Here is a 19,152-nt window from a genome sequence, read left to right on the forward strand (position 1 = left end):
CTATCTTTCTACGAGGAGAGAATCCCGGCGTTTACGCCGAGAGTGAATCCGACAGCGTTGACACAATCTCTCACCGATTGCAGGCTGGATATTCCACGCTCATCCACACCGTTAAGTAAGTGTATTTACATAGGCTATGTATGGCGATTAAGGCCACACGCACCTACGTTGGTTCCATCAAGAACCACCAACAGGTCTGCGATGGTCTTGATTCGCTCGGAGATTCCGCCTCCAAAATCTGGAACGTCGCACGATGGACAGCCGATCGTATCTGGGACGCAACCGGCGAGATCCCCGATTCAGGAGCGCTGAAATCGTACATGAAGAACCAGCCGTGCTGGAAAGACTTGAACGCACAATCCAGTCAGAAAGTCATCGAAGAACTTTCTGACGCTTTCCAGTCTTGGTTCGATCTGCGACACAAGTTCGATGAGGCGAATCCGCCCGGCTACCGCAAACACGGTAACACCCGGCCACGTTCCACGGTCACGTTCAAAGAAGACGGATTCAAACACGATCCTGAGAACGACCGGGTCCGACTCTCGAAAGGCTCGAATCTGAAAAAACACTTCTCAGACTTCCTGCTTTGTGAGTACCAGACCCGACCAGATGTTGATCTCTCGGAAGTCAACAGCGTACAGAACGTTCGTGCCGTCTGGAACGGTGACGAGTGGGAACTCCACTTCGTCTGTGACGTCGAGCTCGAATCTGCCGACACAGCAGGCGACGGCATCGCAGGGATCGACCTCGGCATCACAAACATCGCCACAGTCGCGTTCCCCGACGAATACGTGTTGTACCCCGGTAACTCGCTCAAAGAAGACAAACACTACTTCACCAGAGCTGAGTACGACACCGAGGGAGAGAGTGGCCCGTCAGAGCAGTCGATGTGGGCACGTCGAAAACTCTCCAAACGTGAGACACATTACTATCACACGTTGACGGACGCCATCATCGCGGAGTGTGTCGAACGCGGTGTTGGCACGCTCGCGGTGAGCTGGCCTGAAGACGTGCGAGCGTCAGACTGGGGCAAGACCGGGAACAAGAAGCTCCACTCGTGGGCGTTCGACCGCATCTACCAGTACCTCGAATACAAAGGCGAGATGCGGGGTGTAGAGGTACTGAAAGAGAACGAGTGGAACACCTCGAAAACGTGTTCACGATGTGGAGACGACACGAAATCGAACCGTGTCGAACGTGGCCTGTACGTCTGTTCGTCGTGCGAGTTGGTAGCCAACGCAGATAGTAACGGGGCGGAGAATATGCGTCAGAAGATAACTCCGAGTCCTCACGGCGAGGATAGGAGTAACGGCTGTGTGGCACAGCCATCGACATACTTGTTCGACCGCGAGAGCGGGACGTTTCACACGAGAGAACAGGTCGTGTCGTAGACCAGCAAATATCCCACCTGCGATACGGGAAGCCTCTCCGTTTACGGCGAGGAGGATGTCACCCGGACAGCTCCCGTTTCGCCTTCCGCGCCCGCTCGGACATCTCTCCGTTGCCGTCGACGTCCGCGAGCGTCTCGATCGCCTCCAGCTTCCGGACCGAGTCGTCGAGGAACGAGAGCACGTCGCCGGTGTAGGCGTACACCATGTAATCGTCGGTCATCACGTCGACGATGGCCTGCGGGCCGAGCCCCTCGGCGCGCAGTTCGAGGACGTAGCGCATGAACTTCTCCTCGGGATGGCCGCAGTAGGGGTTCGAGTCGCAGTCGCAGTCGAGGAAGTCCTCGGCGAAGTCGAGGACGCGGTCGCGGGTCGTCTCGTCGAGCTTCGAGAGGCCGTCGCCGGTGAAAAGCAGGTCGAGGGTGGCGCCGGCGAACGCCCCCTTCGGGATGTTCGCCTCCAGCTGGGAGGCGAGCTGCCGGTGGTTTTTCACGTAGATCTTGTCGGTGAAGGCCACAGTTACGCTCCGATACGCCGCGGATCGTAAAAAGCGGCGCGGTGATCGGAGCAGCGCGCGACCCGTCGGCCGGACGCTCCGTCCCGGACGCCACTCGATGCCACGCCCGTCCGGGAGTCGTAACCGTTATTTACCGAAGCGGGGTACTTTGCGACGCGTGTCCGGGTTAGGGTAGTGGACTATCCTTCAGCCTTGTGGAGGCTGAGACGCGGGTTCGATTCTCGCACCCGGACCTTTTCCGACGAACGGAGTGAGGAGCGAAAAGTCCGGAAGGCGAGATTGAATCATGCGAGACGAGCGGAGCGAGTCTCGCTCGGGTTCGATTCTCGCACCCGGACCTTTTCGCGGCGAGCGACACCGCGAGCCGCGAGGCTCCGCAGAGAAACGAAACAGGGAGCGAAGCGAGCGAACGCGAGCGGAGCGACTGAGGTTCGATTCTCGCACCCGGACCTTTTCGCGAAACGTGACGACGAACCGATTAGAACTCGATCCGCTCGCCGTCCTCCGGGACCAGCACGTCCTCGGTCTCCGCCCGAAGCTCCTCGCGCGAGAGCAGGCAGTGGTTGATCGCCTCCATGTGGACCACGGCGACCGCGGCGTCGGTGGCCTCGCGCACGGCGGTCACGTCGTCGACGCCCATCGTGATCGGCTCGCCCTCGTTGAACCGCGCCGCGCCGCCGTTGAGGACGACCGCGTCGGGCTCGAACCGCGCGAGCGTCTCCGCGACGGGCTCGTACCAGACCGTGTCGCCGGCGAGGTACAGCGTCTCGGCGCCCTCGAAGACGAACCCGGAGACGGGGCCCATCTGCTCGGCCAACTCCCCGTGTCCGTGGCGGCCGGGCGTCCGGCGGAGCGTGACGCCGTCGAACGAGGCCGTCTCCTCGACCGGTCGCACGTCGGTGAAGCCGTCCTCGACGAACGCGTCCTCTTCGGCCGGCTGGCAGAACAGCGGCACGTCCGCGTCGAGCTCCGCTGCCGCCGCCTCGTCGAAGTGGTCCGGGTGGCGGTGGGTGACGACCACCGCGTCGTGCGTGAGATCGACCTCGGGCATCGAGACGAGCGGGTTGTTCCGGTCGTTCGGAGTGTTATCGATCGGGGGCAGCGCGCCCTGCGAGGCGAACAGCGGATCGACGAGGAAGGACGTCTCGTCCACGGTCGCGAGGACCGTGGCGTTGCGGGCGAGGGTGACGTCGAGGTCGGCGTCTGTCGGCATACCTCTCTTTCGGGGAGCCGCGGGTTGTGACTTGTGGCGCGCTCACTCGGCGCACGCGGCGGCGAGCTCGCGGCACGCACGCTCGAACGCCGCCGATACGGGCTCTCTTCGGCGTCGACGCGGCCGGCCGCCGCTCCGCTCACGGGCGAGTTTTATTCCGATGGGAGGTGATCCCTCGGAGTATGACCGAACCCCACAGGCGTCTGAACCGACGGGACACGATTCGGGCCGACGCCGCGGTAGAGGCCGGATTTCTCAGCGCTCTCGACGGGTGTCCCGATCGCCACGGCACCGCGTTTGAGGAGGGGTTCGAGGGCGGACTCGGCGGTCGAGCGATCGGTCCCGAGCGCGACGCCGACGAACTCGCGGCGTGCGTCGGGCGGCGATGACCGGTCCGGCGGGGGCGACGTCGGGCACGGACGACGCTCCCGACGCCGACAGCAGCGCGGACACCGCCGACACGATGCGCGAGCGCGCCGGCGAGAACCGGGTGAAGCTCTGGCTGCTGTTGCGCGCGAACCGGCTCGTCGTCGCGGCGGTCCTGACGTTCGCCGTCTTCGTCGCGTTCGTCGCCGTCGCGGTCGCGCTCTCGCCGTCGCTCGCGACGAAGGTCGGCGCGAGCGACCCGATCGAGACGCTGTTCGCGTCGATGATCACGGCGATCGTCACCGGGGCGACCCTCGTCGTCACGATCGGACAGCTCGTGCTCACGCAGGAGAACGGCCCGCTCGGCGACCAGCGGGAGCGCATGGACGACACGCTCGCGGTCCGGGACGACATCGCGGACCTGACCGACGGGCCGACGCCCACGGACCCGGCCGCGTTCCTCGACGCGATCCTCGGCGCCGCGGCGGGGCACGCCCAAGACCTCCGCGACTCGGTGGACGACGAGGGAGACGACGCCGACGGGTCGCGCCGGGACGCGCTCCGATCGGAGGTCGACGACCTCGTGACGGGACTCACCGAGAACGCCGACGCGGTTCGCGGCCAGCTCGACGGCGCCGAGTTCGGCTCCTTCGACGTCGTCTTCGCCGCGCTCAACTTCGACTACGGCCCGAAGATCGGACAGATCGAGCGCATCGCCGCCGACCACGACGAGGCGCTCACCGACGACGAACGGGGACGCCTCGGGGAGCTGAAAGCGACCGTGTCGCTGTTCGGGCCCGCCCGCGAGCACGTCAAGACGTTGTACTTCCAGTGGGCGCTGATCGACCTCTCGCGGCTCATCCTGTACGCCGCGGTGCCGGCGCTGGTCGTCGCGGGCCTCATGCTCACGGCGGTCGACGCAGGGACGTTCCCGGGTCGCACCCTCGGCGTCGACCACGTGACGCTCGCCGTCGGGGGCGCGTTCGCGGTCGCGCTCCTCCCGTTCTCGCTTTTCGTCTCCTACCTGCTCCGCGTCCTCACCCTCGCGAAGCGCACGCTCGCCATCGGCCCCTTAGTGCTGCGCGACTCGGAGTGAGCGATGGCGGTCGCTCTCCGTTGCGTCGGTGTCGCCCGCGACACTAACGACCGGTCTCATCTCCGGCGGCGTGCCGCGTCGACCGGGAAACCCTCGTGGCGGGCGGTCGCCTGCGCGGCGACGGGCGGGTCGCGTCAGCGACCGATGTAGCGCGCCTGGGTTCTCCGCGCTGTCATCGCTCCCATCGGGGAGTACTCGGGCGGGGACTAATGGCGCGCGCTCGACGGTAGCCGCCCGGAGCGGTTAAAAGGACCGCTGGGAGACCGTCACTCCCGTTTTTCGCTGCCACCGACGCTGATCGTGTCCGCTTCCGGCTCCTGCGGTTCCGACACGGAGACGGGGTCGATCCCGCGTCGATTGGCGTCGAACTCGGAGAGCAGGTAGACGAGCGCGACGAGTATCACGACCCCGACCGGGAGCAGCACGAACGGCGTGATCCCGAGGAAGCCCCACACGAGCAGCAGCGCCACCGAGACGAGCCCCACGGTGACCGCGTAGTAGATCTGCGTGCGGACGTGGTCGATGAGGTCCGCGCCGGTGAACGTCGCGGACAGCACCGTCGTGTCGGAGATAGGCGAGCTGTGGTCGCCGAAGATGGCTCCGGAGAAGATGACGCCGACCATCACCGCGACGAGGGTGTGCCCCTCCGCGCCGCCCCCGGTGACCTCCCAGGCGATGGGGACCGCGATGGGCGTCATGATCCCCATCGTCCCCCAAGAGGTCCCGGTCGAGAAGGCGATGAACCCGGCGACGACCATCACGAGCGCCGGGAGGACGGCCTGTGGGACCGTTCCGACCGTCGCCTCGGCGACGTACTGGCCCGTCTCCAACGCGGAGATGACCTCGCCGATCCCCCACGCCAGCACGAGGATCGACACCGCGGTGAGCATGATCCCGAACCCGTCAACGGTGTACTCAGTCGCGTCGCCGAAGCCGAAGACCCGGTAGACCTTTCCGAGGACGAACCCGGACAACACCATGCCGAAGGCGCCGATCATCAGCGCGGTCGCGAAGTCCGCGTTGATGACCGCGTTCCACAGGCGGTCGCCCGCGCTCCCGAACTGGGCCGCCAGGAGGTCCGACAGGAAGCCGGTCGGCGCGAAGCCGCCGGACCAGAACGCGGTCGCGACCGTGACGACGATCAGGACGCCGACCGGCGCGAAGAAGTTGATCAGCCGCGGCGTCGACGCCGGCGGCTCCCCCAGTTCGCCGGCCACGTCCTGCATCGGCTCCGCGCCCTCGCGGGTGACCCGCCCGGTCGTCCACGACCGGTGTTCGGCCGTCAGCATCTCGCCGTAGTCGCGGCCCCACAGCACCACGATGGCGACCATCGCGATCGCGAGGATCGCGTACATGTTGAACGGGATAGAGGAGAGGAACACCTCGAAGGTGCTGGGCCGGTTCGCCGCGGCGACGCCCGCCTCCGCGTACCCCTCCTCGATCAGCGACAGCTGGAACGCGACCCACGAGGAGATCCCGAGCGTGGCGACGGGGGCGGCGGTGGAGTCGACGATGTACGAGAGCTTCTCGCGGGAGATCCGGAGCTGGTCGGAGACGTCCTTCATCGCCGAGCCGACGATTGCGGTGTTGGCGTAGTCGTCGAAGAAGAGGACGATCCCGAGCACCCACGCCGCCAGCCCCGCCTTGCGCTGCGTGTCGAGGCGCTCGATCGCCCAGTCGCGGATCGCGTACGTCCCGCCGAGGTTCCACACCAGCGCCACGCCGGAGCCGAGCAGCAGCGTGAACACGAGGATCGTCGCTTGGAACCCGTCGTCGGCGATGATCGCCGCCACGATCCAGTCGAACGTCTGGACGATCCCGAGCCCGCCCGTGTAGATCACGGCCCCCGACCAGATGCCGAGGAACAGCGAGAGGATCGCCTTGCGGGTGAGGATCGCCAGCGCGATTGCGAGCAGCGGCGGGACGATCGAGAGCGCTCCGAACTCGGACATAGCGTGCGAGTACCACGCACCCATATTTAAAAGGGATCACCGAGCGACGGAGAACGCACGACCGCGACGGGACCGCACCGGCCCGCGAGCGCGACCGGACCGCACCGGCCCGCGAGCGCGACCGGACCGCACCGGCCCGCGAGCGCGACCGGACCGCGACCGGCGGTATCGACGCCTATCCGAACGCACTTACGTCCCTGTCACGGACCCACGCGCAATGTCTGTCCGAGTCGGCATCCTCGGCGCGACGGGCGCCGTGGGCCAGCGATTCATCCAGTTGCTCGACGACCACCCGACGTTCGACCTCGCCGCGGTCACGGCGAGCTCGGAGAGCGCGGGCGAGACGTACCGCGAGGCGGCCAAGTGGCGCGTCGACACGCCCATCCCGGCGGACGTGGCCGGGATGGAGGTCGCGGAGACGACGCCCGCGGGCATCGCGGGCGACGACGTCGACCTCCTCTTCTCCTCGCTCCCCTCGGGCGTCGCGGCCGAGGTCGAGCCGGCCTTCCTGGAGGAGGGGTACGTCGTCTCCTCGAACTCCTCGAACGACCGGATGGCGGCGGACGTGCCGCTCACCATCCCGGAGATCAACCCCGACCACCTCGACCTGATCGAGGTCCAGCGCGACGAGCGGGGCTGGGACGGCGCCCTCGTGAAGAACCCGAACTGCTCGACGATCACGATGGTGCCGACGCTCGCGGCGATCGACGAGTTCGGCCTGGAGAGCGTCCGCGTCTCGACGCTTCAGGCGGTCTCGGGCGCCGGCTACTCCGGCGTCACCTCGATGGAGATCATCGACAACGCCATCCCGCACATCGGCGGCGAGGAGGAGAAGATGGAGACGGAGTCGCGCAAGCTGCTCGGCGAGTTCGACGGCGCCGAGGTCGCGCTCCACGACGCCGACGTGGCCGCCTCCTGTAACCGGATCCCCACGCTCGACGGCCACCTGGAGAACGTCTTCGCCGAGTTCGCCGACGACCCATCGCCGGCGGACCTCCGCGAGGCGATGCGCTCGTTCGAGGGCGCCGGCGACCTCCCGAGCTCGCCCGACCAGCTGATCAAGGTGTTCGGCGACGACGAGCCCGAACGCCCGCAGCCCCGCCTCGACCGCACGTACGCGGACGGGATGGGAATCGTCGCCGGCGGCGTCCAGACGACGGACGCCGGCGCGAAGTACAACTGCCTCGCGCACAACACGATCCGCGGCGCGGCGGGCGCCTCCCTGCTCAACGGCGAACTGCTCGTCGAAGAGGGGTACGTCTAAGCGCGCCGGCCGCCGACCGACACTCACTTTATTCTCCGCGTTCCGTTCGCCGACGCCATGGCAGCGCCAACCGTGAAGCGGTCCCTCCGTCGAGGCGTCGCCGTCCTCCTGCTCCCGCTGTCGGGGGCGACGACGCTGCCGGACTTCGTCGAGTCCGCGCTCCCCGGCGTCTCTGACGCCGTCGGTATCGTGCTCTTCGTCGCCGCCGTCGCGTACCTCGTCGGGAGCGTCGGCAGGCAGGTGGCCGCGGCGGCCGACACGCCCCTGTAGGCGGCTCCGGGCCGGGCTCGCCCGCACTGTCTCGGCGACCGAAGCGTTGAACAGGCGCGTCGCGGAACGGGTCTCGCATGGTCGAGAAAGACGCCGTCCGCCGCGGATACGACCGGATCGCGGCGGCGTACGCCGCCGACCGCGTCGAGGACGGCACCGGGCGCACGGTGCTCGCCGAGTTCCGCGAGTCGCTGCCGGCGGCCGCGCGCGTCCTCGACGCGGGCTGTGGACAGGGGACGCCTGTCCTCGCCGACCTGAGCGCGTCGGCGACCGCGGTGGGGACCGACATCTCGCGGACGCAGTTGGATCTGGCTGCCGAGCGCGTCCCGAACGCGGCGCTCGCACAGGGCGACATCGCCGCCCTCCCGTTCCGCGACGGCGCCTTCGACGCGGTGACGGCGTTCCACTCGCTCATCCACGTCCCGGCGGCGGAACACCAGTCCGTCGTCGACGAGTTCGCCCGCGTACTCGGAGCGGGCGGTCGGCTGCTCTGTTCGGAGGGCCCGGAAGAGTGGACCGGCGCGAACCCCGACTGGCTCGACACCGGCGTCGAGATGTAGTGGCACATCGCCGGCGCCGAAGCGACGCGGACGCAGCTCCGGAACGCCGGGTTCGTCGTCGAGCGCGAGCGGACCGTCGGCGACTCGCTCGCCGAGGGCGACGACGCGCGCTGGACGCTCTTCGCGGCGCGGCTGGCCGAGTGAGCCGCCGCGGACCGCTATTCGTTCACTTCCCTTCGAACTCGGGCTCGCCGTCGCCCATGAACGCCGTGACCCCCTCCATGAGGTCGTCGGTGTTCATCACGTGGCCGAAGCCCATCGCCTCGACCTCCAGGCCGGCCTCGTTGTCCGTCCGCCCGGCGTGGATCGCGCGCTTCGTGTACTTCTGTGCGATCGGCGGGCCGCCGGCCAGCTGCTCGGCCAGCTCGCGGGCCCGCTCGTCGAGCTCGTCGTCGGGGACGACCTCGTTGACGAAGTCGTAGTCGGCCATCGTCTCGGCGTCGTAGCGGTCGGCGGTGAGGATGATCTCCTTCGCGCGCCCCTCGCCGACGATCCGGGCGAGGCGCTGCGTGCCGCCCCACCCCGGGAGCAGGCCGAGGTCGAGCTCGGGCTGGCCGAGCTCGGAGCGCTCCGAGGCGATCCGCATGTCCGCCGCGGTCGCGAGCTCCATCCCGCCGCCGAGGCAGTAGCCGTCGATGGCGGCGACCACGGGCTTGTCCGACTCCTCGAACTTGCCGAACGTCTGCTGTCCCTGTCGGGAGAGCTCGACGGCGTGGATCGGGTCGGCGCCGCCGGCGGCCATGCTCTGGACGTCCGCGCCCGCGGAGAAGGCGCGGTCGCCGGCGCCGGACAGGAGGATCGCCCGGACCTCGTCGTCGGCGTCGAGCCGGTCGATCGCCTCGGCGAGCTCGTCGAGCACCTCGCCGCTGATGGTGTTCATCCGGTGCGGGCGGTCGATCTCGACGTGGCCGACTCGGCCGTCGACCTCCACGTTCAGCACCTCGTAGTCGGGGCCGCCCTCGGCGTCGCTCGCGTCGCCCGCGGCGCCCCGGAACCCGCCGGATTCGGCGGCCTCACGGAGGTAGTCGGTCGCCTCGTAGCGCGCCTCGCCGGTCTCCTCGGCGAGCGCGTCGAGCGTCTCGACGAGCGTGTCGAGCCCCTCCTCGTCCGCGAGCTTGGCCGGGCCGTCGGGGAAGCCGGCGCCGAGCTTGACGGCCTCGTCGATGTCGTCGGCGTCGGCCACGTCGTTGCCGATGAGGCCGGCCGTCTCGTTGGCCATCACCGCGAGCAGGCGGCGGCGGACGTCGGCGTCGATCGCGTCGCTGGGTATCTGGGCGCCGTCGCCGTCCTCGTAGTCGTAGAAGCCCTTCCCGGTCTTCTTGCCGAGGTTTTCCGCCTCGACCTTCTCGCCGAGCAGGGGGCAAGGGCGGTAGGCGTCGCCGAGGACCTCGTGCATGTACTCCAACACGTGGTACCCCACGTCGACGCCGACCTGGTCGGCGAGCTCGAACGAGCCCATCGGCAGGCCCATGTCGAACTTCGTCGTGGAGTCGACCGCCTCCATCGTCGCGTCGCCGGACTCGACGATCCACGCCGCCTCGTTCATCAGCGGGACGAGGATACGGTTGACGATGAAGCCCGGGCTGTCCTTCCGGACGCGGACCGGGGTCTTCCCCATCGACTCCGCGAGCCCCTCGATCAGTTCGAGGGTCTCTTCCGAGGTGTGCTTCCCGGAGATGACCTCGACGAGGTCCATCCGCACCGGCGGGTTGAAGAAGTGCATGCCGCAGAAGCGCTCGGGGCGGTCGGTGACCTCGGAGAGCTCGGTGATGGAGAGGCTGGAGGTGTTGGTGACGAAGACGGCCTCGTCGGGCGCGTACTCGACGACCTCGTCGTACACGTCCTTCTTGATCGCCATCTTCTCGGGAACGACCTCGACGACCACGTCGGCGCCGTCGAGCGCGTCCTCGAGGTCGACGAACGCGTCGACGCGGTCGAGCGCCGCGTCGGCCTCGTCGTCGCCGATCCGGTCCTTCTCGGCGAGCTTGCCGAGCGACCACTCGATCTGGTCGTATCCGTTCTGGACGAGCTCGTCGTTAATGTCGCGGAGCGACACGTCGTAGCCGGCGAGCGCCGCCACTTCCGCGATGCCGTGCCCCATGTTTCCGGCACCGAGCACTGCCACGCGCTGAACGTCTTCGAGCTGCATACCCGAACGGTCGGAACCGTCATGGTTGAACGTTTTCATCTTCCAAACGCGAAACGTACTGTAAGTTTATTAGGGCAGGCTACGCCGGATCGCCCCGCGTCGGGGAACGGAACCGAACGTACTCGTGCGTGCGGTCCCGTCTCCCGGACATGGACGACGACGTCGCGGCGACGCTTCGCGAGGATCCCACGATGGCGGCGCTGGTCGACCGACACGGCCCGCTCGACGTCGCGCCCGCGGACGACGAGTTCGGTCGGCTCTGTACCTCGATCGTGAACCAGCAGCTCTCGACCGCCTCCGCGAACGCGATCCGCGAGCGGTTCCTGGACGTGCTGGGCGGCGAGCCGACGCCCGACCGCGTCCTCGCGGCCGACGAAGATGCGTTGCGCGAGCCCGGACTCAGCGGCACGAAGGTCGAGTACCTGCGCAACGTCGCGACCGCGTTCCGCGACGACGAGCGCGACTTCACCCGGGAAGGGCTGGCCGGCGTGAGCGACGAGGCCGTCGCCGACCGCCTGACTGAGATTCGTGGGGTGGGCGAGTGGACCGCGCGGATGTTCTTGATCTTCGCGCTCGGCCGCGAGGACGTGCTCCCGCTCGGCGACCTCGCGGTCCGGAAGGGGATCGAGCAGGTGTACCACAGCGGCGAAGAGCTGTCGCGCGCGGAGATGCGCGAGATCGGCGAGGCGTGGCGCCCCTACCGGAGCTACGGCACGCGGTATATCTGGGCCGAATACGAGTCGTAATCGGTTGGGTATGGATCGCTCGTGAGCGTTGTCCGAGTGCCAGTCGCTCGGCGATACGTACGCGCCTACTGATCAACGGCGGACACCGCCGAAGCCCCAGCCGCGAGGCGGGCGCACGCTCGCTGCGCGCTTCGGTCGCTCGCGTTGCTCGCTCCCTTCAGTGCTTACGTCGCCTGCGCCCCGCCTCGCGGCTGCCCCTTCGAATCCCGCCCCGCACGGCACCGCACCTCACACCTCCCCAGCCTCGTCGGTGGTCCTCCGCTGCGCTCCGGACCACCGACTCCCTCGCGCGTGCTTCTCGCGGCCGCCGAGGGCGGCCGCTCGCAGGCACGCGCCACCGAGGTGATTCCGAGTCAGTTTCTGTCCTCGCTACTCCTCTTCTTCGAGGATCTCGCCCGCCTCGTCGCGCTCCGTTTCGTCGGTGTCGGCACGTCGGCGCACGTCGACCCGGTAGTCGGTGAGGATGTCGCGGCCGAGGAGCAGGGGGTACTCCATGTGCCCGCGGTCCTCGACGCTCGCGGTGACGGTGTGCTGGTTGCCCCCGATACCGATGACGAGGTCGACCACGGGGCGGGCCTTCCCGCCCTTCATGCTGCCCGACTTGACGCGCGTCATGCTCTTGATCGGGCCGGCGCCGATCTCGGCGGCCAGCTGGGTGTCGATGCTCGTCCGGGTCGCGCCCGTGTCCGACTTCGCGAGCGCCTGCGTCGAGCCGGAGGTGCCGGTGACGACGACCTCCTCGATGTAGCCGATGTCTGGCTGCTCGGTCGAGCTCGGCTTCGGCGCGGGCGCACAGGAGGGCCGCGAGTCGTCGAGCGTCGCGGCGACGCGCTCGACCGCCTCGTCGTCCACCTCGCCGCCGACCGTCTCGATCGCGAGCTTCGCGATGTGCGGGGCGGGGCTCGTGCCGGTCGCCTCGAAGAGGCCCTTGAAGCCGGCGGTCGGGTTCACCTCGAGGACGTACCAGCCGTCGTACCCCTCGACGAGGTCGACGCCGGCGTAGTCGAGCCCCATCACCTCGGCCGCGTAGAGGGCGGTGTCGGCGGCCTCCTGGGGCATGTCGTCGGTCGCGTCCTCGACCGCGCCGCCGAGCGCGACGTTGGTGCGCCAGTCGCCCTCGGGCGCGTAGCGGTACATCGAGCCGACGATCTCGTCGCCGACGACGTACACCCGCAGGTCGCGGTGCTTCTCGTCGTCGCGGTCGATCAGCTGCTGGAGGAACGCCTGCCGGTTCCCCACCTTCGGGTTCACGCGCTCGGTCAGGTCGACCTTCCACGTCCCGCCGCCGTGGGTCCCGATCGCGGTCTTGTACACGCCCACGTCGCCGAACCGCTCGCGGCCCTCGTTGAGGCGGTCGTTCGAGAGCGCGAGCAGCGCGTCGGGCACGCGGATGTTCCAGTCGGCGAGCGTCGCCGCCGTCGCGAACTTGTGGATCGACGCGAGCACCGCGTCCGGCTCGTTCAGCATCGGTCGGATGCGCTCGAACGTCGTCGCCAGCCCCAAAAGCTCCGCGGGCTGGTCTGTGTTCGAGAGGAGGAGCCGGTTCGCGATCACGTCGACCGCGGGCTCGACGGAGACGTCGCCGTCCTCGACGCTGACCGCCGCGTTCTCCTCGCGGAGCCACACGGGCTCGTGGCCGAGGTCCTCGACCGCGTTGCAGATCGCCTTCGTCTCCTTGCTGTTGTGCAGCGACAACACTCCCACCCGAACGGAGTCCGAACTCATACCTGCTCCTGCGCGGGCCGTCCTAAAAGACGCGCCGATCGGTTCGGCGGTCGCCCCCCGAATCTCCGGGCCGCCATATATATACCCGGCCCCGCGCTCCGCTTTGGCATGAGCGACGACCGGGCGTTCACGTACAACGGCGGGGCGGTGCCGCCCGGCGAGACGCAGAACATCCGCTACGGGATCAGCGAGACGTACCTCGGCGACCCGGTGCGGATCCCGGTCACCATCGTCAACGGCGAGCGCGACGGGCCGACCGCGTTCCTCACCGCGGCCGCCCACGGCGACGAGCTGAACGGGATCGAGGTCGTCCGCGAGGTCGCCCACGAGTGGGACCTCTCGCGGCTGGCCGGCACCCTCGTCTGTCTCCCCGTCCTCAACGTCCCCGGCTTCCTCGCGCAACAGCGGTACCTCCCGGTGTACGACCGCGACCTGAACCGGTCGTTCCCCGGGAAGCCGGGGTCGACCAGTTCGAAGCGGATGGCCCATCAGATCTACGAGAACTTCATCGCGCCGTGCGACTTCGGGCTCGACTTCCACACCTCCACCCGCGGCCGGACGAACATGCTTCACGTCCGCGCGGACATGACCGACGAGGCGGTCCACCGGCTCGCGATGGCGTTCGGCTCGAAGGTGATAATCGACAGCGACGGCCCGGGCGGCACCCTCCGCGGCGAGGCGACCGACGCCGGGATCCCCACGATCACGATCGAGATGGGGGAGGCCCACCGGTTCCAGCGCCCGCTGATCGACGACGCGCTCGCGGGCGTCCGCTCCGTCTTCGCGGAGTACGGCCTGCTGGAGACCGACACGGTGCGCTGGCCCGGCTGGCGCACGATCGTCGCCGGCGCGGGCGAGAAGACGTGGCTGCGCGCCGACTCCGGCGGCATCGTCGACACCCACTTCGAGAGCGGGTCGCTCGTCCGCGAGGGCCAACGCATCGCGACGATCACCAACCCGTTCAAGGAGGACGCGGTCGGCATCGAGGCCCCCTTCACCGGCCTCCTCATCGGTCTCTTGGAGAACCCGGTCGTCTACCCCGGCAACCCCCTCTGTCACCTCGTCGAGATCGGCGAGTCGACCCGCCGGGCGATCGAGGCCGGCGACGCGCCGAAGCCCGTGGGGCAGCCGGCGTCGACGTCGCGGCAGTGAGGCCGCGGTGTGGCGGGTCGCCGTCGCGGTGCGGCGGGTCGCCGTCGCGGTGCGGCGGGTCGCCGTCGCGCCGAAATCGGCACCGTCACTCCTCTCCGGCGAGCCGCTCCCGGAGCCCGACCGCGGCGCCGGCGACGACCGCGAGGAAGCCGACGAGGAACGCGACCGGCTGGAGGAAGACCCGCTGCGCGACGACGGCGCCCGGCTCGCGCTCGACGGTCCGGGTCCAGAACTCGTAGGGCTCGCCGTCGCGCTCGACGATCAGCAGCCCGTCCCCGAGCGTCGGCTCCGTCGGGTACGACAGCGAGTCGACGCGCTCGTCCGGGTCCTCGACGCCGAACCCGCCCTCCGGCGCGTCGCGGGCCCGGTCGAACGCCTCTCGGACTTCGGGCGCGAGGTCGGCGTACGCGACGACCGCGGCCGAGGCGTTGGAGCCGTTCGCGGTGTCGGTCGCCGGCGACCCGATGCCGGCGACCGACCCCTCGCCCACCGGCTGAACCGTGTGCGTGTAGGCGGGGTTCGGCTCGCCGACCGAGACGGGGAGGAACAGGGGGTTCGCCATCAGGAGGACGCCGAGCGCGACGAGCCCGGCGGCCGCGAGCGGGGTGCGCATGGCTCGGGGTTTGGCGGGCCGGGAGTTGAGCCTTTCCGACCTTACTCGGGTTTATAATCTGTGTCAGCCGTCTCGGCAGATCGTTTATAAGTGGACAACGGCTCTGCTGTGAACTTCTTAAAAGCCCTCGCTGCTCAGTTATGAGCCGCTACTGACGGAGCGATGGCGGACACCGCCAAAGCCCCAGCCACGAGGGCGGCGCACGCTTGCTGCGCGCCTCGGTCGCTCACTTCGTTCGCTCCCTGCGGTGCTTGCGTCGCCTGCGCCGCCCTCGTGACTGCCCCTTTGAGCCCCGCCCCATACCGCACGGCGACCGCACCTCACACCTCCCCAGCCTCGTCAGTCGGCCTCCGCTGCGCTCCGGCCGACTGACTCCCTCGCACGCGCTCCTCGTGGCCGCCGACGGCGGCCACTCGGAGGCGCGCGCCACCGCAGCTCGTTTATAAACAATCGTCGCCGTCGCTCCTGGTCATTTAAATACTGTATCGCGTCCGGGGGTGGCGCACGTCCCCCCGCTGTCCCCTACCGCCCGATCGTTCCCTGCCGCGTCACGGGCGCGTCCGGGTCGACGAGGTAGGCGACGACGGTCGCGCCCTCGTCGCCCGCGGTCACGGTCGGCGGGGCGCCGTCGCCGGTCCACAGTGCGCTCTCCGTCTCGGCGAGGTCGGCGCCGTCGACCGCGGCGGTCCCCTCGAACACGTACACGTAGGCGTCGCGACCCTCGATCTCGGGGAGCGTCGCGCCCGCGTCCGCGTCGAGGCGGACGTCGTAGCAGTCCACCGCGTTGCGCACGGTGAACGGGTGGTCTGCGCCCGCAGGGGCGAACACGCGACGCCACTCGTTCGGCTCGGGCTCGGGCAGCGGGCCGTGCTGGATCCCGGGCTCCAACCCGATCTCCTGTGGGCGGACGAAGATCTGGAGCATCCGAAGCGGCGGGTCGTCCGCCAGCGTCTCCTCGGCGTGCCAGAACCCGGACCCGGCGTTCATCACGAGGAGGTGTTCCGAGTCGGTGACGAGCTCGTTGCCCACGCGGTCGTCGTGGCGCATCACGCCCGCGGGCACCCACGAGACGATCTCCTCGTCGCGGTGCTGGTGCATCCGGATCAGCGTGCCGGGGTCCATGAACGACTCGACGACCGTCGAGAGCGGGCCGTACCCGTGGTCGTCGTGGTCCGGGAGGTTCCGCCCGGGGAAGTTGAACCGCGTGCGGAACTTCCCCTGATCTCGAAAGACCTCGGAGCGGGGCGCCGGGTGGAGGCCGCGGTCGGCGGCGGTGGTGGAGTCCATTACCAAATGGTAAAATCCCCGCGGTAAAAAGCCGTCCGGTGGGGGCGACGCGCTCTTTTGTCCCGCGCTCCGCGTTCCGATATCGTGCCGACCGTCCTCTCGGACCGCGACCGCCGCAAGCGCGACGACCGCCCCGACGAGACGTTCTACGCCGAGCCGCGGTTCGTCACCCACGCGGACGACGCGTTCCTCGCGCGGCTGACCGAGCTGTACGCCTCGGTGACCGAGCCCGGCGACCGCGTCCTCGACGCGATGAGCAGCTGGGTGTCGCACCTGCCCGACGTCGAATACGCCCGCGTCGTCGGCCACGGGCTCAACGAGGCGGAGCTGGCCGCCAACGACCGCCTCGACGAGTTCGTCGTCAGCGACCTCAACGCCGACCAGTCGCTGCCGTTCGCCGACGGCTCGTTCGACGTCGTCTGCTGTGCGCTGTCGGTCCAGTACCTCCAGTTCCCGGGGCCCACGTTCGCCGAGTTCGCCCGCGTTCTGGCCCCCGGCGGCACCGTCGTCGTCAGCTTCTCGAACCGCATGTTCCCGACGAAGGCGGTCCGCGCGTGGCGGGCCGCCTCGATGGCCGAGCGGGCTGACCTCGTCGAGCGGTACCTCGACGCGGGCGGGTTCGCGGTCACCGACCGGATCGCGGAACGCCCGGGTGGGGACCCGTTCTACGCCTTAGTTGGGACGCTCCCGTGACGCCTCGGGCGACTCCAGCCCCGAGCCGCTCGGCGGGCGGAGGACGAAGGTCGCCAGCCCCGCCGCGACCGCCAGCCCGCCGCCGAGGACGAAGGTGGCGTTCCACCCCGTCGACGCGACGAGGTAGCCGGCGACGACGCCGGAGAAGACGCCGCCGCCGACCTTCGCGGTGTACAGGACCGCGTAGTTGCCGGAGGAGTTGGCCGCGCCGTAGTAATCGGCCAAGAGCGAGGGGAAGAACACGTACAGCGGCGAGGAGAAGAACATCGCCCCGAGGACGAACGCGACGAAGACCGCCCCGTTGCTCGCCTCCCCGGCGCCGACGAGACCGATCCGGAACAGGCCGGCGAGGAGGAACGACCCGGCCATCACGCGCTTGCGGTCGAAGCGGTCGGTCGCCTCGCCGAGGATCAGCCGCGAGACGCCCGCGGCGACGGGCAGCAGGGTCGCGGAGAGCGTGGCGATCAACGCCGCGAGCCCGAAGTTCTCCGCGAACCGGACCACGTTCGCGATGACGAGCAGGTCGGCGCTCGCCATCGCGATGAACATCGCGTACAGCAGCCAGAACTGCCACGTCGAGAGCATCTCGCGCGTCGAGTAGTTGCGGCCCCGGATCGACGCCGCGAGCCCCTCGTCGTCGTCGTCACCGTCTTTCCGATCCAGCCAGTCCTCCGGCGGGTCCCGGAGGAGGAACGAGCCGACGAGCGTGACGACCAGGATGCCGATCCCGATGTTTCGGAGCACGTCGCTGTACGCCGCCACGGTCGCGTTCGCGCGGACGTACGGGACGACGAGGGCGCTCCCGGCGGCGAACGCCATCGTCCCGACGCCGGTCGTCAGCCCCGTCCGGTCCGGGAACCACTTGACCGCGGTGTTGACCGCGACCGTGTAGACGATACCGACGCCGACCGCGCCGAGCGAGTAGAGGAGGTACAGCTGCCAGAGGCTCGTCGCGTACGCGAGGCCGATGTACCCGCCGCCGGCCAGCACCGCGGCGAGGAACGTGAGCGCGCCCGGTCCGCGGCTGTCCCGCCACTTGCCCGCGGGGAACTGCGAGAGGGACTGGAACACGACGTAAAACGAGAACACTGCGCCGAGCGCCGGCAGCGCGATGTCGAGCCCCTCCGAGAGCGCCGGCGAAATGGACGACCAGACGTACTGGTACGGGCTCACCGCGGCCATCATCCCGGCCGCGGCGGCGATCTGCCACCACCGCGAGAAGCCGAGGACGTCGGCCGCGCGCGCGGCGTAGTCGACGCCGCCGGCCGGCCCATCGTCGCTTGTTCCGTCGGTCTCGGCGGCCGAGGCGTCCGATTCGTCGTTACCCATTGTCGTTCGTCGACCGCGTGGTAGTGTTCGGTGTCATGTCGTGTGCCTCGATCGCAGTGCGGAGCCGGTCCGTCGCGTCGCTCGCGCTCGTACTGGTACTCTTCGGACTGATCGATTAAAACGCGTCGTTGGAGCCGTACTTGCCCCGTGGACCCGTGGCCGAAATGCTCCCGACGGCCGGCGACGCGCAGAGCGCGTCGAGGTCCGCCGCGGCGCGTCTCTACCGGGGGCAGATCCGGCCTGCGCCCCTCGTCGTACTCACTCTCGTGATCGGGGCAGAACAGGCGCAGCCGACCGTGTGTCGTCTATACTTCCATCACGGCTCTTGAGCCGGCATCGAGTCGCTGATTCTGATGCCCTGCGCGGTAACTCTCGTCGCGACGGCAGATGGAACCGACCACACCGTCTCGGTGGGTACGGTCACCCCATCGATCGCGAGACAGACGAGCTTCCCTCGTCCTCGCCGCGCCGCAATCACGAATTCAAAGAGACGCGACCGGTCGTCGGTCGCCGTCACGTGGATCGTTGAGAGCCCGTTCGCACTCTCCCACGTCGTCGTGTCGGCGACGCTGAGGTCACCTGCTGGGGTGACAGTAGTCGAGCCGCAGGCTGGACAGGACCCTTCGTGCGGGGCCGTTCCGAGGTACCCGTAATCGGTTTCGCACGCAAAGCAGTGTTCCATGGTCCCCGACTAGTACCGATCCACGATCGTCTCTGCGATGTGTGCCCGACCGGAACACGCCGGACAGGCGACTACGTCACCACCGTCTAACCCGAACACGGTCACAAATTGTTGTGAGACGTGTGCTCCACAGTGTGCACATTCCGGCAT

Annotated in this window: 17 protein-coding genes, 1 tRNA gene and 1 pseudogene; 10 read left to right on the forward strand and 9 right to left on the reverse strand. The window is 68.7% G+C overall.

What is annotated here, in order from left to right:
• Positions 1 to 140 precede the first annotated feature (140 nt).
• Positions 141 to 1,391 carry an RNA-guided endonuclease InsQ/TnpB family protein gene (locus C470_RS15410; RefSeq protein ID WP_008367909.1) on the forward strand — a complete coding sequence of 417 codons (1,251 nt, stop codon included), beginning with the start codon at positions 141 to 143 and terminating at the stop codon, positions 1,389 to 1,391.
• Positions 1,392 to 1,449: 58 nt separating this feature from the next.
• On the opposite strand, the gene C470_RS13475 is transcribed toward C470_RS15410, so the two are convergent.
• Positions 1,450 to 1,905, reverse strand: coding sequence for a DUF5814 domain-containing protein (locus C470_RS13475; RefSeq protein WP_004595233.1), 456 nt, complete (start codon positions 1,903 to 1,905; stop codon positions 1,450 to 1,452).
• Between the two features lie 160 nt (positions 1,906 to 2,065).
• Between C470_RS13475 and C470_RS13480 the strand changes: the two genes are divergently transcribed.
• A tRNA-His gene (locus C470_RS13480) sits at positions 2,066 to 2,138 on the forward strand.
• Positions 2,139 to 2,383: 245 nt separating this feature from the next.
• On the opposite strand, the gene C470_RS13485 is transcribed toward C470_RS13480, so the two are convergent.
• Positions 2,384 to 3,118, reverse strand: coding sequence for an MBL fold metallo-hydrolase (locus C470_RS13485; protein ID WP_008367910.1), 735 nt, complete (start codon positions 3,116 to 3,118; stop codon positions 2,384 to 2,386).
• Between the two features lie 182 nt (positions 3,119 to 3,300).
• Here C470_RS13485 and C470_RS13490 point away from each other — a divergent pair, with 182 nt between their 5' ends.
• Both C470_RS13490 and C470_RS13495 read left to right on the forward strand, forming a co-directional pair.
• Entirely contained in the window at positions 3,301 to 3,507 is a 207-nt protein-coding gene (locus C470_RS13490) for a hypothetical protein (RefSeq protein ID WP_008367913.1), read from the forward strand.
• On the forward strand, positions 3,504 to 4,580 hold the full coding sequence (locus C470_RS13495) for a hypothetical protein (protein WP_008367914.1): 1,077 nt from the start codon (positions 3,504 to 3,506) through the stop codon (positions 4,578 to 4,580). The genes C470_RS13490 and C470_RS13495 overlap by 4 nt, the downstream gene beginning before the upstream one ends.
• 266 nt (positions 4,581 to 4,846) lie before the next feature.
• Here C470_RS13495 and C470_RS13500 read toward each other — a convergent pair whose 3' ends face one another.
• On the reverse strand, positions 4,847 to 6,532 hold the full coding sequence (locus tag C470_RS13500) for a Na+/H+ antiporter NhaC family protein (protein WP_008367916.1): 1,686 nt from the start codon (positions 6,530 to 6,532) through the stop codon (positions 4,847 to 4,849).
• A gap of 217 nt (positions 6,533 to 6,749) precedes the next feature.
• On the opposite strand from C470_RS13500, the gene asd reads away from it, so the two are divergent.
• The 3 genes and pseudogenes from asd (at position 6,750) to C470_RS13515 (ending at position 8,770) form a co-directional block, all read left to right on the forward strand.
• Complete coding sequence (gene asd / locus C470_RS13505; RefSeq protein ID WP_008367918.1) at positions 6,750 to 7,796, forward strand: aspartate-semialdehyde dehydrogenase; 1,047 nt, start codon at positions 6,750 to 6,752, stop codon at positions 7,794 to 7,796.
• A gap of 57 nt (positions 7,797 to 7,853) precedes the next feature.
• Positions 7,854 to 8,066, forward strand: a complete 213-nt coding sequence (locus tag C470_RS13510; protein WP_008367919.1) for a hypothetical protein — start codon at positions 7,854 to 7,856, stop codon at positions 8,064 to 8,066.
• A 77-nt stretch (positions 8,067 to 8,143) separates the two neighbouring features.
• A pseudogene (locus C470_RS13515) lies at positions 8,144 to 8,770 on the forward strand (class I SAM-dependent methyltransferase).
• A 22-nt stretch (positions 8,771 to 8,792) separates the two neighbouring features.
• Here C470_RS13515 and C470_RS13520 read toward each other — a convergent pair.
• Positions 8,793 to 10,775 carry a 3-hydroxyacyl-CoA dehydrogenase/enoyl-CoA hydratase family protein gene (locus tag C470_RS13520; RefSeq protein ID WP_008367923.1) on the reverse strand — a complete coding sequence of 661 codons (1,983 nt, stop codon included), beginning with the start codon at positions 10,773 to 10,775 and terminating at the stop codon, positions 8,793 to 8,795.
• Positions 10,776 to 10,924: 149 nt separating this feature from the next.
• On the opposite strand from C470_RS13520, the gene C470_RS13525 reads away from it, so the two are divergent.
• Complete coding sequence (locus tag C470_RS13525; protein WP_008367925.1) at positions 10,925 to 11,521, forward strand: DNA-3-methyladenine glycosylase family protein; 597 nt, start codon at positions 10,925 to 10,927, stop codon at positions 11,519 to 11,521.
• Between the two features lie 369 nt (positions 11,522 to 11,890).
• On the opposite strand, the gene C470_RS13530 is transcribed toward C470_RS13525, so the two are convergent.
• Positions 11,891 to 13,246: a putative ATP-dependent zinc protease gene (locus C470_RS13530; RefSeq protein WP_193365842.1), complete on the reverse strand. Its 1,356-nt coding sequence runs from the start codon at positions 13,244 to 13,246 to the stop codon at positions 11,891 to 11,893.
• Between the two features lie 108 nt (positions 13,247 to 13,354).
• On the opposite strand from C470_RS13530, the gene C470_RS13535 reads away from it, so the two are divergent.
• Positions 13,355 to 14,398 carry a succinylglutamate desuccinylase/aspartoacylase family protein gene (locus tag C470_RS13535; protein ID WP_008367927.1) on the forward strand — a complete coding sequence of 348 codons (1,044 nt, stop codon included), beginning with the start codon at positions 13,355 to 13,357 and terminating at the stop codon, positions 14,396 to 14,398.
• Between the two features lie 85 nt (positions 14,399 to 14,483).
• Here the strand turns inward: C470_RS13535 and C470_RS13540 are convergent, their stop codons facing one another.
• Both C470_RS13540 and C470_RS13545 read right to left on the reverse strand, forming a co-directional pair.
• Positions 14,484 to 15,011: a hypothetical protein gene (locus C470_RS13540; protein WP_008367929.1), complete on the reverse strand. Its 528-nt coding sequence runs from the start codon at positions 15,009 to 15,011 to the stop codon at positions 14,484 to 14,486.
• Positions 15,012 to 15,533: 522 nt separating this feature from the next.
• Entirely contained in the window at positions 15,534 to 16,298 is a 765-nt protein-coding gene (locus C470_RS13545; protein WP_008367931.1) for a pirin family protein, read from the reverse strand.
• A gap of 84 nt (positions 16,299 to 16,382) precedes the next feature.
• Here C470_RS13545 and C470_RS13550 point away from each other — a divergent pair, with 84 nt between their 5' ends.
• The gene (locus C470_RS13550) at positions 16,383 to 16,991 is read left to right on the forward strand and encodes a class I SAM-dependent methyltransferase (RefSeq protein ID WP_004595217.1); all 609 of its coding nucleotides are present in this window, start codon (positions 16,383 to 16,385) and stop codon (positions 16,989 to 16,991) included.
• Here C470_RS13550 and C470_RS13555 read toward each other — a convergent pair.
• Both C470_RS13555 and C470_RS16525 read right to left on the reverse strand, forming a co-directional pair.
• A complete protein-coding gene (locus C470_RS13555; RefSeq protein ID WP_008367933.1) occupies positions 16,971 to 18,320 on the reverse strand; it encodes an OFA family MFS transporter in 1,350 nt (449 codons plus the stop codon). The genes C470_RS13550 and C470_RS13555 overlap by 21 nt on opposite strands.
• Positions 18,321 to 19,011: 691 nt before the next feature.
• Positions 19,012 to 19,152, reverse strand: coding sequence for a DUF7563 family protein (locus C470_RS16525; RefSeq protein WP_432508932.1), 141 nt, complete (start codon positions 19,150 to 19,152; stop codon positions 19,012 to 19,014).

Origin of the sequence: Halorubrum distributum JCM 13561 (assembly GCF_000337395.1) — an archaeon.
GTDB classification, from domain to species: Archaea; Halobacteriota; Halobacteria; order Halobacteriales; family Haloferacaceae; genus Halorubrum; species Halorubrum distributum.